The sequence below is a fragment of the Brevibacillus panacihumi W25 genome, from assembly GCF_000503775.1.
Taxonomy (GTDB): Bacteria; Bacillota; Bacilli; order Brevibacillales; family Brevibacillaceae; genus Brevibacillus; species Brevibacillus panacihumi_A.
This window is the reverse complement of the sequence record NZ_KI629785.1, coordinates 1,109,472-1,122,413: the sequence shown is the minus strand read 5'-3', so window position 1 is coordinate 1,122,413 and position 12,942 is coordinate 1,109,472. Positions and strand designations below refer to the sequence as shown.

General features: G+C 51.8%; 14 protein-coding genes. 10 read left to right on the top strand and 4 right to left on the bottom strand.

What is annotated here, in order from left to right:
- Positions 1-22 precede the first annotated feature (22 nt).
- A complete protein-coding gene (locus T458_RS46435) occupies positions 23-520 on the bottom strand; it encodes a DinB family protein (RefSeq protein WP_023557940.1) in 498 nt (165 codons plus the stop codon).
- A 73-nt stretch (positions 521-593) separates the two neighbouring features.
- A complete protein-coding gene (locus T458_RS46430; RefSeq protein ID WP_023557939.1) occupies positions 594-1,826 on the bottom strand; it encodes a YbfB/YjiJ family MFS transporter in 1,233 nt (410 codons plus the stop codon).
- Positions 1,827-2,055: 229 nt separating this feature from the next.
- On the opposite strand from T458_RS46430, the gene T458_RS46425 reads away from it, so the two are divergent.
- The 6 genes from T458_RS46425 to T458_RS46400 all read left to right on the top strand — a co-directional run bounded on the left by T458_RS46425 (position 2,056) and on the right by T458_RS46400 (position 7,302).
- Positions 2,056-2,271 (top strand): cold-shock protein, encoded by a 216-nt coding sequence (locus tag T458_RS46425; protein ID WP_023557937.1) that lies wholly within the window; start codon positions 2,056-2,058, stop codon positions 2,269-2,271.
- A 169-nt stretch (positions 2,272-2,440) separates the two neighbouring features.
- Positions 2,441-3,235, top strand: coding sequence for a thymidylate synthase (locus T458_RS46420; protein WP_023557936.1), 795 nt, complete (start codon positions 2,441-2,443; stop codon positions 3,233-3,235).
- Positions 3,232-3,708 carry a dihydrofolate reductase gene (locus T458_RS46415; protein WP_023557935.1) on the top strand — a complete coding sequence of 159 codons (477 nt, stop codon included), beginning with the start codon at positions 3,232-3,234 and terminating at the stop codon, positions 3,706-3,708. Before T458_RS46420 ends, T458_RS46415 begins: the two co-directional genes overlap by 4 nt.
- A gap of 83 nt (positions 3,709-3,791) precedes the next feature.
- A complete protein-coding gene (locus tag T458_RS46410; RefSeq protein ID WP_023557934.1) occupies positions 3,792-4,790 on the top strand; it encodes a PHP domain-containing protein in 999 nt (332 codons plus the stop codon).
- 79 nt (positions 4,791-4,869) lie between these two features.
- On the top strand, positions 4,870-6,063 hold the full coding sequence (locus tag T458_RS46405; protein ID WP_023557933.1) for a M20 metallopeptidase family protein: 1,194 nt from the start codon (positions 4,870-4,872) through the stop codon (positions 6,061-6,063).
- Positions 6,064-6,189: 126 nt separating this feature from the next.
- Positions 6,190-7,302, top strand: coding sequence for a YheC/YheD family endospore coat-associated protein (locus T458_RS46400; protein WP_031306012.1), 1,113 nt, complete (start codon positions 6,190-6,192; stop codon positions 7,300-7,302).
- 86 nt (positions 7,303-7,388) lie between these two features.
- On the opposite strand, the gene T458_RS46395 is transcribed toward T458_RS46400, so the two are convergent.
- Positions 7,389-7,763: a hypothetical protein gene (locus tag T458_RS46395; RefSeq protein ID WP_023557931.1), complete on the bottom strand. Its 375-nt coding sequence runs from the start codon at positions 7,761-7,763 to the stop codon at positions 7,389-7,391.
- A gap of 136 nt (positions 7,764-7,899) precedes the next feature.
- Between T458_RS46395 and T458_RS46390 the strand changes: the two genes are divergently transcribed.
- From T458_RS46390 to T458_RS46375, 4 genes are all read left to right on the top strand, one after another.
- Entirely contained in the window at positions 7,900-8,262 is a 363-nt protein-coding gene (locus T458_RS46390; protein WP_023557930.1) for a VOC family protein, read from the top strand.
- 29 nt (positions 8,263-8,291) lie between these two features.
- The gene (locus T458_RS46385) at positions 8,292-9,131 is read left to right on the top strand and encodes an alpha/beta hydrolase (RefSeq protein WP_023557929.1); all 840 of its coding nucleotides are present in this window, start codon (positions 8,292-8,294) and stop codon (positions 9,129-9,131) included.
- Positions 9,132-9,268: 137 nt separating this feature from the next.
- Positions 9,269-10,891: a citramalate synthase gene (gene cimA / locus T458_RS46380; protein WP_023557928.1), complete on the top strand. Its 1,623-nt coding sequence runs from the start codon at positions 9,269-9,271 to the stop codon at positions 10,889-10,891.
- 73 nt (positions 10,892-10,964) lie between these two features.
- Positions 10,965-12,641, top strand: a complete 1,677-nt coding sequence (locus T458_RS46375; protein WP_023557927.1) for a DHA2 family efflux MFS transporter permease subunit — start codon at positions 10,965-10,967, stop codon at positions 12,639-12,641.
- Positions 12,642-12,696: 55 nt separating this feature from the next.
- Here the strand turns inward: T458_RS46375 and T458_RS46370 are convergent, their stop codons facing one another.
- Complete coding sequence (locus T458_RS46370; RefSeq protein ID WP_023557926.1) at positions 12,697-12,930, bottom strand: DUF1128 domain-containing protein; 234 nt, start codon at positions 12,928-12,930, stop codon at positions 12,697-12,699.
- Positions 12,931-12,942 lie beyond the last annotated feature (12 nt).

Sequence of the window (12,942 nt, the reverse complement as noted above, 5' to 3'; positions counted from 1 at the left end):
CCCAGGGATGACGCACACACACTCAAAGAGGTGGCGTCACTCCCAACTTCGCCCAACCTTCCTTAGCAGGACCATACACAGCAGGGATCGGCAACCCGGCTTGGCGCATCAGAACCGTAACCTGTCCCCGATGATGAGCGATGTGCTTGATCAATCCCATGAAGATTGTCGCGTTGGACTCCATTCTTCCAAACGCATTTTGAACTTGCTGTAGTGAATCGTCCTTCCACTGCTCTCCAAGCGCATTGACTACTTGAGAGCTTACCTTCGTAAAGGTCTGTGCGATCTCCTTGGCAGACGGTACTTCATTCGGGTTTGACACTTTTTCTACCGAGACTCCGAATTCCGTGAAATAATCCGGGATACTCGTGACAAAATGCCACGCAATTCTTCCTAACGTACGCCCCCCTGGGTATACCTGCTGCAAGAGTGCATGATCCGTTAATTCGTCCAACACCTTCTGGGTCAATCCGGCCTCGTTTTTCCATTCGGCGATCAAATCTGTAACTGTAACGTACATGTTGTCATCCCTTTCCTGCCTATAAACGTTTGTCTCCCGGATCCATCATATACGTCAATGGTGACAGCTTTCGTCATAATTGCAAATCGCGGATCTCTTGTTTTCGTTGCTGCTGTCCGTACAAACCAGCCAACGCGGCGGCTATCGCCAAGAAGAGTGCGCTGGATGCAACACCGAATTGCAATCCGTACCGATCGACCATCACGGCACCAACGATGGGACCTATAATCTGCCCGAAGGCAAAAAAGGCTGTGGCTATGCTAAGGCATGCCGCGTAAGCGCTGTGAGGGACATGGCGACGAAGAAGCGCGGTCGTCATGAGCGGCGGTGTAAGAAAGGAAACCAATCCAACCGTGACAGCACCCCATGCCGTATATAACATTTGATCTGTAATGACGCCGCTCACACCGATCGTCCCCAAGATAACCCCCGCCGCAAGCGTATATCCGCTCGGCCATCGATCGATAGCTTTGCCTCCGATCCATCCGTTAAACAAACCCGCAAAACCGATTCCGGACCAGATCAACCCGGCATAGAGGGACGGAATGCCTTTGCTCACAAGATAGGGAATCAAATACGTGAAATAGATGATGTATCCCCAGCCGAAGAAGAAATAAGAAGCGATTAAGAACAAGAACTCTTTGGGGTTCAGCAAGAGACGGTACACGTTCACGCTTCCTTGGTCATGTGGCTTCGATTCCGTCGGCTGGGGTATTTTTGCAGTTCCCTGTTTTTGGGTGACGAGCTCGAAGCCGAACGCTGCGATCAAGCCGAAAACGCCCATGGCCACCCATGCATATCGCCATCCCTGCAAGTGAGAAGGATCAATGGTAAAGGGGGCGAATAAACCCGTCAAAAGAATGCCGGCTGACCCGCCCAGCCAGATAAGACCCGACGCCACTCCTCGTTCCGCCGGTCGTATGGCATCCATTGCAATGGACAGGACTAACACCGTGGCGAAGGCAGATAACAGGCCAATAGAGAATCGCCATAGACCAAGCTGGATGAAAGTTTCACTAAATGCCGAGCCAATCATAGCGATTGCAAGCAACAAACACGTCAGTCGATTGATCACATGCTTGCGGTCCGGAGACCGAGCGATCAGAGGAGGGAGACATAAGGTCCCCACCAAATATCCGATGAAATTGACCGTGTTTAAGATGCCTAATTGACCGTAGCTCCCGCCGAGTTCCCTCTGTATCCCAGGCAAGAACATGCCGTAGGAGAGCCTGGAAAAACCGAGGATCACGACGAATAATATGGATGCCCAAAGAGTCATCCAATTACATGCAGATTTCGTCCCCATTGTCACACCATCCCTAAAATAATCCGTTGACCATAGTGTAAATTTGTGGGAAGGTTTTGTAAAATTGAATGATTTGAATAAATCGCTTAGGGCATCGCTGAGATTGCCGGCATCCCATCCAGTAGCGAGCCAGTGACCCGATAATTTTCATAACGCTATCTCCTCATCCCTCCCATCCGCATAGGATAAGGTAAGCGTAGAGCTTCACTTTGTACAGGGAGGAACTGCAATGATTCAGGGGAAAGTAAAATGGTTCAGCAAAGAAAAAGGGTACGGGTTTATCGAACGGGACGGAGGTCCGGACGTCTTCGTACACTACTCGGCTATTAATGGATCTGGTTACCGCAATCTGGAGGAAGGGGAGCTGGTCACCTTTGAAATCGTGAATGGCCAGCGCGGCCAGCAAGCGTCTAATGTATCACGGATTGCTGTAAACAACTCATAGATGATGAACGCAAACAACGCCGTCGCTCCTCAAGAAAAGGGGCTGACGGCGTTTTTTTGAGTGTGCCCGGACACCGATTCCGTACAAACTGACAGACCTCCACTTTTTTCTCACTGGCGGGCTTGGTCTGTTATCGTATAGACTAGTGTATGAGAAGGGGTGTAGGGAAATGAGACAATATTTGGATCTGTGCCAACGCATTTTGGACGAGGGAGTCACCAAGGAGGATCGGACCGGGACCGGGACGATCAGTGTCTTCGGCCATCAGATGCGCTTTGACTTGAGTGAGGGCTTTCCGTTGGTCACGACCAAGAAATTACATACGAAATCAATCATTCACGAACTGTTGTGGTTCCTCTCCGGGGACACCAACATTCGTTATTTGCAAGAAAACGGGGTTCGCATCTGGAACGAGTGGGCAGATGAAAATGGCGATTTGGGACCTGTATACGGCAAGCAATGGCGTTCCTTTGTCGGACGTGACGGGAAGACTGTGGATCAGATCCAATGGGTAGTGGATGAGATCAAGAAAAATCCCGATTCCCGCCGCCTGATTGTCAGTGCCTGGAATCCGGCTGAACTGGATGAAATGGCCTTGCCGCCGTGCCATCTGCTGTTTCAATTTTACGTTGCCAATGGGAAGCTCTCCTGCCAACTGTATCAGCGCAGTGCCGATACGTTCTTAGGGGTGCCGTTCAACATCGCCAGCTATGCGCTGTTGACGCAGATGATGGCGCATGTTACAGGGCTTGAGCCGGGAGATTTTGTCCATACCTTGGGCGATGCTCATCTCTACCTCAATCACATCGAGCAGGTGAAGCTGCAATTGAGCCGGGAGCCCAAGCCGCTGCCCAAGCTGGTGTTAAATCCAGAGGTTACGTCCATCTTTGACTTTACCTTTGAAGACATCGACATTGTCGGTTACGAGGCCCATCCTCATATTAAAGGAGAGGTCGCGGTATGATTAGCCTGATCGTCGCGTACGCGAACAACCAGGTGATCGGCAAGGATGGAGTCATGCCCTGGCATTTGCCTGCTGACTTGAAGCATGTCAAGGAAGTGACGACTGGCAAGACCATTGTGATGGGGAGAAAGACGATGGAAGGAATTGGAAAACCCCTTCCGAACCGCCGCAATGTCGTCCTCACGCGCAATCCGGATTTTCATATGCCGGGTGTGGAGGTGGTTCATTCCAAGGAAGAGGTTCTCGCGCTTGGAGATGTGATCATTTTCGGTGGCGCTGAGATTTACCGCCAGTTTCTGGATGCCGCAGATCGGCTTTATATTACCGAGATTGATCTAGATGTGCAGGGAGACACCTTTTTTCCGCCGTGGGACCGGGATGCCTATGCCATGGTGGAACAACGGGAGGGAATCGTGGACGAGAAGAATCGCTATCCGCACACGTTTTATGTGTTTGAGAAAAAAACGACATGAGATAACCTGCTTTGACATATGCCTGATCGCCTCCACATACAAACAAGTAAGAAGATGGGACTTACCCGGCGGAGGGGATCGGGATGAAGGTAGATTTTCACGTGCATTTGGAAGAGGGGCCGTATTCGCTTAACTGGCTGCAGCATACGGCGGAATCTCTGGCTGACACGGTATCAGGGGATGAGCCGGGCGGTCGGGCCTGGATGGACGGAGTAGCCAAAAAAATAAAGGAACGGATACAGGAAGGTCCTTATTCGACCGCTTGGCTGGATCTCTACAGGGAGCGGGCGAAGCAGCGCGGGATTCGGATCGTCGGGGTCGTCGAGCATGGATACCGCTTTGTCGAGTGCAGACCCCTTTACGAACGGCAACTGCGCGGAAGCTCTGGTCAATTGGGAAAAAAACAGCGGCTTTGGCTGGACCAGGTCTGCTGCGAGCGGCTGGATGAGTATGTCCGTTTTCTCGAAGCGCAGCGAAATCGCTGGGAGGAGGATGGCATCTCCTTGCGAGTCGGGATCGAGCTGGACTTTTTCCCGGGAGAAGAGAAGGCTCTCAATCAGATTGCGACCGCGTACGACTGGGATTTCTGCATGGGTGCTGTTCATTTTGTCGAGGGAATCGCCGTTCACTTGCCGGAAGCAAGGGAGTATATCAGACGCATGCCGCCGGAGAGTTTGTACAGCCGCTATTTCGATCTGGTCGAGTTGGCCGCGGGAAGCGGAATATTTGACCTGATCGCTCATTTGGACGGCGTAAAAGCTTGCGGGTATCGGCCGGAGGAGGCCTCTCTGCTGTCTACTTACCAGCGGGTGGCCCGATCTCTCAGGCGCTGTCAGGTGGCGACAGAGATCAATACTGCAGGCTATCGCAGTCTCGCCCCGATTCAAGAAATGAGTCCCAGCTATCGTCTGTTGGAGATCCTGGCCCAGCATGCGGTAGCTGTCGTGCCTTCGTCTGGCTCTGTCTATCCAGAGCAATTGGGGAATTTCAGCGAAGAGGCATACAAATTGCTCAAACGGGCAGGCTTTGCTTCGATCTCGGTCTTTGAACAAAGAAAGCGGCAGATTTACCCGCTTGTCTAATCTTCCATCCTGATCCTGTCCATTTTCTGCTATGATGAAAGAAAAGAACCAGGATTGTTAGGGGAGGAAGGGAATCATCATGTCCTTGCATGAACGGCTTACCGCAGAATTAAAAGAGTTGGAACCGCAAATCATCCGCTGGCGTCGTCATCTGCATCAAAATCCGGAGCTTTCTTTTCAGGAAGAGAAGACGCCTGCCATGATCGCCGAGATTCTCAGAGAGCTGGAGCTGGACGAGGTTCGTACAGGTGTAGGCGGTCGAGGTGTAATCGGTGTGCTGAAAGGCGTCCGTCCCGGCGCTGTTGTAGCGTTGCGTGCGGATTTTGACGCCTTGCCGATTCAGGATCAAAAGGAAGTGCCGTACAAGTCGACTGTGCCGGGGGTCATGCACGCTTGCGGACATGACGCGCATACGTCCCAATTGCTCGGTCTTGCCAGTGTTCTTGCCAAGCATCGCGAGGAATTTGCCGGGGAGATCCGCTTTGTCTTCCAGCATGCCGAGGAGGAGTCGCCGGGCGGTGCGATCCAGATGACGCAGGACGGAGCCGTAGATGGCGTCGATGCGATCTTCGGCGTGCATCTGTGGTCAATGCTGCCGGTAGGGCAGGTGTTCATCAGCCCAGGTCCGATTATGGCGAGCATTGATGATTTCGTGATTGAGGTCAAAGGTCGCGGGGGACACGGTGCCATTCCCGATGAGACGATTGACTCGATTGTCGTCGGCTCGCAGATCGTCGGTGCCCTGCAAACCATCGCCAGCCGCAACGTAAGCCCGATGGAAAGTGTCGTGGTTACAGTCGGAACCTTCCACGGCGGTGACAACAACAACGTGATCGCAGACAGCTGCCGCCTCACGGGAACGGTTCGCACGTTTATGCCGGAAGTGCGTGATCGGGCGCAGGAACGATTGACCGAGATCGCTCAGGGAACCGCAGCGATGATGGGAGCCTCTGCGAAGGTGAGCTACATTCGCGATTATCCCGCGGTCATCAACAGCGAGAAGGAAGCGCAGGTGGCTCGGGAAGCAGCTTTGGCAGCGTTTGGTGCGGAGCGTGTGAAGCCGATGAAGCCGCTGATGGGCGGAGAGGACTTTTCCTACTATCTGGGCAAAGTGCCTGGAGCCTTTCTGTTTGTCGGAGCAGGCAATCCCGAAAAGCTTGCCAACTTCCCGCACCATCACCCGCGCTTTGACATCGACGAGGATGCCATGCTGGTCGCAGGGGAATTGTTGGGGCGTACAGCCTTGCTCTACCTGGAAAAACATTCGTCCTAAAATACAGACAAGGAGTCCAAAGATGCGCTAATGCCTAGTACAGGCAAAGGCGCTTTTTTCATTTTCGGCATAAACTGTCAAGGGGATGAGGGCGGAAGTGAAGAAGAAAGGCGGGTGTTGCTGTCAGTGAAAAAAAGGATCGGGGTCCTTACCTACAGAGGAGAGAAGGGCTTTATCGAGCCTGGCATTCTGCGTCTGATGGTCAGAGAGGGGGAGAAAATGAATTTGGAAGTCTTCCTCTTTAGTCCACAAGATGTCGATCTCACTGCGAGAAAAATAAGAGGGTATACGCCAACACAGACAGGCTGGAAAAACGACTGGTACGCTTGGCCCGATATTGTCATCGACCGTTATCGCTACTACCCGGTTCCCAAGCATGCCGGGTATCTGCCCTTTCGTCGACAACAACTGTTTCGTTACGCGAACAGCCGCTTCGCCAATAAATTCTCCGTTCACCGGGTATTGGAGCAAGACCCCATTCTGAGAAAATGGCTCCCGCAAACAATGGAGTACTCCCGAGAGTCATTGGCGATTTTATTGCAAGAGCATAGGGTCGTCTATGTGAAACCAACCAATGGCACAGGTGGGCGAAGCATCCTGCGGGTCGTGAGAACGCCAGGTGGCTTTCATCTGCAGGGACAGACCAAGAAAAAGAAGAAGATCTCCGAAAGCATCCCCAGTCTCGATGTTTTGCATCAACGGCTTCAAGCGTGGATAAAACAAGAGAAGCAGGGCAACGAGCAGTTTTTTTTGCAGCAGGGCCTGGAGCTTTCCCTGGTGCCGGGACGAACGGTAGATGCGCGGCTGCTCGCCCAAAAAGACGGGACGGGAAACTGGAGATTGACCGGGATGGCGATTCGGCTGGGAGCCAGGCGATCCTCCACTTCCAATCTGCATAGTGGAGGGACGGCTGTCCCGGCTGCGCGTTTTCTCACGGAGCATTTCGGCTACGAGATGACGCGGCAGATCATCGGCGAATGCAAGGAGCTGGCACTGCATGCCGTATCGCGGATCGAGCAGCACTTCGGTCAGATGATGGAATTCGGCTTTGACATCGGCATTGATGTGAAGGGACATGTTTGGCTGATTGAGATGAATCCCAAGCCTGGCCGTGAAATCTTTCGCCAGCTGGGACAGAGAAAACGGTATCTCGAAGCCGTGCGCAGACCGCTGGAATACGCGGCCCATCTGCTTTTGAATGACCAACAAGTGTCCGATGAAAATCATGCTTACGTCTAGAGCGATATAAAAAATAGCGGTGGTTTAAGACAAGGAACGAAAGTCTTAGACTGCCGCTATTTCTTTGGCTGGTTCGCCAACGAACGCTACCCGTTGGTTGTATGTCTTGCCAAGCGTCTTCGAATATCGGCTGCAACCCCGGTAGGGTCATCGATCTCAAAAATCACATACTTATATTTCTCATGTCCTTCCAGCTCGATGTTTAAAAGGGGGACTCTGCTCTCGTAAGAAAGAAAGTACCATTCATCCGCGTATTTGAAGCTCCCTTCGAAAATATGTAGCGCAGGAATGGAAGTTCCAGGCATCCTGAGCATCCATCGCGGAGCGTCAAAATAATCGACATATACATTTTTGATTGTGCTGTAGGGCATTTTCAGATTGAATTTTAAAGCGAAAAATCCGGTCGCTCCCGTTAGGGTTAAAATGACACCTTCATCATCAAATTGGAGTTCTCTTGCCAACGGCTACCCCTCCTCTAGTTTCGGGCTACTTTCACTATACCAGATAACGTACCCGCCGAGATAGTCGCTTGAACCCCGTTCGCATATCAAAAAATAGTACCGTATAATATAGATATCAGACTGTAGGGAGGACCATATGATTAAAGAGATTGCAACGGTTGCGGTATATGTAGAAGACCAGCAAAAGGCGAAACGGTTTTGGACTGAAAAAGTTGGTTTTGAGGTCATCGCAGACCATCCGATGGGTCCACATGCACACTGGCTTGAAGTAGCCACTAAGGGTGCCCAAACCCGTTTGGTCATTTATCCAAAATCGATGATGCAAGGCTCAGAAAACATGAAAGCATCCATTGTTTTCGCTTGTGACGATTGCTTAGGTACATATGAAACAATGAAAACAAGGGGAGTCGAGTTTCTGGGAGAACCCAATCAGATGCAATGGGGAACCTTTGTACAATTTAAAGATGAAGATGGGAATACATTTTTATTGAAAAGCTGATTGTTTATCAAAAACGAGAGGTGTTCCGGATGGAGACAAGAGCATTTTCCCTGTCCCTCGGGGAAGGACTTACGCTGCGGGGAAATTGGCATGCGGATCGAACAAAAGGGGAGCGGCAGCCGATCCTGTTGTTTTGCCACGGCTTCAAGGGCTTCAAGGACTGGGGCAGCTTCCCGTATATTGCGGATGAGCTGGCAAAAAGGGGAATTGTCACGATACGCTTGAACTTCTCCTGCAATGGTGTCGGGGAGAGCGGAACCCATTTCGACGAGCTGGAAAAATTCGGACGAAATACGTATGCGCGAGAAATAGCGGATCTGCAAGCTTTGGTGGAAGCGATACAGGCGAATGAACTGGATTTGCCAGAGGTTGCCGACAGACAAAAGCTGTTTGTAACAGGACACAGTAAAGGCGGGGCGGACGCGATCCTGTTCGGGGCAGGAAATCCGCATGTGGCAGGTATCATCACCTGGAACGGTGTCGCCGATGTCAACCTGTTCGATGAGAAGCTTCGCGCCGAAATTGCGCAGCATGGTGTCGGCTATATCCCCAATGCACGTACAGGGCAGCAGATGCCGATTACCCGTGTCGTCATTGAAGACGTGGACAGCCATCGACAAGAATACGATCTGCTGGACAAAGTAGCGAAGATGGATCAGCCATTGCGCATCATCCAGGGACGTGAAGATTTTGCCCGACTGGTAAAAGGGGCTGAGCGACTGCATGCAGCCGCCAAAAACAGTGAATTGTACTGGATCGACGGGGCAGACCATACCTTCAACGCTCGTCATCCATTTGCGGGAAGCACACCTCAATTGGAGGAAGCGATCCGGTTGACAGCTGATTTTGTCCACAGCAGATGGACATAGGAAGGGAGGGCGGATTTTCCGTCTCCTCCCGCATTTTCTTTCCTTCTGGGCTATGTTATACTGTCTAGTGTTCAGGAGTTTAAATGGTTAGATTATTCTGAAAAAAGAAAAAATGATTTCGTATGGGGTGGAGACACATGGAGAGAAAAGTGTATCTGTACGATACGACGCTGCGTGACGGAACGCAGGGTGAAGGCATCAGTTTGTCAGTGGAAGACAAAATAAAAATTGCATTGCGGCTGGATCAGTTTGGGATTGATTTTATCGAAGGCGGTTGGCCAGGAAGCAATCCCAAGGACATGGCCTTTTTTGAGCGGATACGGGAAGTTCCCCTAAAGCACGCGAAGATCACTGCGTTTGGCAGCACCTGTCGACCTCATGTGGCGGCAGCAGAAGATGACAATCTGAGAGCGCTGATCGAGAGCGGCGTAAAAGCGGCGGCTATTTTTGGGAAGTCCTGGGATATGCATGTGACAGACGCACTCAAAACAACCTTGGAGGAAAACCTGCGGATGGTGGGCGATTCCGTATCGTTCCTGAAATCACAGGGCTTGACCACGCTCTTCCTGGCTGAGCACTTTTTTGACGGCTACAAAGCCAATTCCGCCTATGCCATGCAGGTTTTGCAGGCGGCAGAGCAGGCCGGGGCTGATTGGATCGTCCTGTGCGATACCAACGGCGGAAGCCTTCCGACAGAAATCTACGATATCGTGAAGGCTGTATTAAAAAACCTGCAAGTTCCGCTTGGAATACACCCGCACAATGATAGCGGAGTCGCCGTCGCTAATGTGCTGGCAGCGGTTCAAGCGGGTGCGACACAAGTGCAAGGCACGATCAACGGCATCGGAGAGCGCTGTGGCAACGTCAACCTGATCTCTGTCGTTCCCAACCTGCAATTGAAGCTGGGGTATTCCTGCGTAAGCAGCGAGCAGCTGCAGCAGCTGACACAGCTTTCCCGCTATGTGGCTGAGATCGCCAACATGACGCTGCCGAATAACCAGCCTTTTGTCGGCAACAGCGCCTTCGCCCACAAAGGGGGCATCCACGTCAGCGCGGTCTTGCGCGACCCGAAAACCTACGAGCATATCGAGCCGGAGGAGATCGGCAACAAGCGGCGTGTCCTGGTTTCTGAACTGGCAGGACAAAGCAACCTGCAGGCGAAAATGGAAGAGCTGGGGATCGACCTCTCCCTGGAGCGTGCAGAAGCGCGCGAAATCATCAAAACGATCAAAGAGCGCGAGTTCCAGGGCTACCAGTACGAAGGAGCGGAAGCGTCGCTTACCTTGATGCTGCTGGAGGCGTCCGGAAAGCTGAAAAATCTGTTTTCGCTCGATTCCTTCAAAATTCTCATGGAGAAATCAGCTTCACACGCAATCACGTCTGAGGCGACTGTGAAGATTCATGTGAATACAGAAGTCGTCCATACAGCAGCGGATGGCAATGGACCGGTCAATGCGCTGGACAACGCGATGCGAAAAGCGCTGGAAGTTTACTATCCATGCATCTCCAAGATGCATCTCACCGACTATAAGGTACGCGTGCTGGACGAAAATGGTGCAACGGCCGCGAAAGTCCGCGTACTGATCGAATCCGCCTGCGATGGGGAAAAATGGAGCACCGTCGGCGTCTCTACCAACGTTATCGAAGCGAGCTGGGAGGCTCTGGCGGACAGTATCCGTTATCTTCTTTGGAAGGAAGGCTGCGAGGAAGCGAAGAATCTGGTTGCCTCGGAAGCCCGGGTGGGGATTCTCAATCATTAATGACATAACAGACAGCGCCTGAATCTACGGATTTGGGCGCTGCTTTTATTTGAATACTCCAAGAGATTCCAGAATGATGGAGGACCAGACACAGCTGGTCGAGGAAAAAGGGGAAAAAGCGTTCAACCCGCCTGAAGCGTTTCTCCTTTTTCCTCCCCTGCACGAAAGCCTGTCCAACGCAAACTTAATCTTGTCAGAGAATGGAAAATGCAACACCTTCACATACTACTTCCGTGGGAATAGCAGTCATGACACAAGGAAAGGAAGGAATGGCATGACGCAAGCGGGCTATAACCGGGGACTCATACTAGGTGTTGTGATTGCAGGAGCCATCGTAGCATTTTTCAATCAAACCTTGCTGAACGTAGCGATACCCCATTTGATGCAAGATTTTCAGATCAGTACTTCGACGGCACAGTGGGTCATCACGATCTACATGCTGGTGAACGGGGTATTGATCCCGACGACCGCATTTTTAATGGAGAGATTTACGACGCGACAGCTGTTCTTGACTGCGATGACCTTGTTCTCGATCGGGACATTGCTGTGCGGCGTTTCTCCCAATTTTCTCTCCATGCTGGGAGGGCGGATGATTCAAGCGGCCGGTGCGGGAATTATGATGCCTTTAATGACCAATGTCATTTTTAACATGTACCCCAAAGAACAGAGGGGGTCGGCAATGGGGTTTGTCGGAGTCGCCATGGTCTTTGCACCTGCAATCGGTCCGACCCTGTCAGGCTGGGTGGTCGAACATTACCCCTGGCGCGTCCTGTTTTTTATCATTTTGCCGATCGCTTTGATCGTTCTCATCGCAGCTGCCTTTCTCTTGAAAAATGTAACGGAAACCGAGAATCCGAAATTTGATCCATGGGGCGTCATCTTTTCCACGATCGGTTTTGGCGGGATCCTCTACGGCTTCAGCTCTGCAGGTGGATATGGCTGGGGGAGCTACCATGTGATTGTCCCCGTTCTGATCGGGATCATCAGTCTGGTGATTTTCGTCCGCAGGCAATTGTCCATTGAACACGCCATGCTGGAGTTTCGCATTTTTCGCACGCCGACCTATACGATTGCCGTCTTAATAAGCCTGTTACTGAATATGACCTTGTTCTCTGGCTTGATCCTGCTGCCTGTCTTCGTACAAAACATCTTGGGCTTGTCGCCTGTACAGTCTGGATTGTTGTTATTGCCAGGAAGCATTCTGATGGGCATCATCAACGGCAGGCTGTTTGACAAGTATGGAGCGAGATGGCTGGCGATTATCGGCTTGTCGATTACCATCGTGACGACTTTTGGATTGACCAGACTGAGTCTGGGCACGACTTTTTGGTATTTGGCGACGATCTACACCTTCCGCAGCTTCGGACTGTCGATGCTGATGATGCCGGTGATGACGGCGGGGCTTAATTCCTTGCCGTTGCGGCTGAATCCGCATGGCACAGCGATGTCCAATACCCTCAATGCGATAGGAGGGGCGATCGGAACGGCCCTGTTCGTCTCGATCATGACGATCCGAAGCGAGACGTATATCTCCCGGATCGTCAGCGAGCGCCAGATCAATCCCGCAGACCAGGTCCAGATGGGGCAAGCGACCCTGCAGGGAATGACGATGGGCACCAATGACGCGTTTTTGGTCGCCACCTGCTTCGCCGCTGCCGCATTGATTCTCGCCTTCTTTCTTCATGATTCACCCGGTCCGGAAAGACAGAGAGCCAGAGCGAGAGGGAAGGTTGCCCAGCAGCAAACATGAAAAAAGAGTATGGGCAAAGATGTTCTTTGCCCATACTCTTCTTTTTATACTCGTATTAGGATCCTTGCTTGCGCATTTGGCCCAGTTCTTCGACGATAGCAGTCATTTCATTGATGCCGAATGTGCTTTTCTTCTGCACCATGTTGTAGAGGTACAACAGATCCTCGTAGTGCTCCAGATCGAAGTCCTCCGGGCGCATCACAGCGGTATTCGCCATATTCAGCTTGGCTTTGATGCCCTCGATCAGGATAGACAGGTTTTCTACCGATGGTTGGTTCAGGTCAGCCATGGAAACATCTCC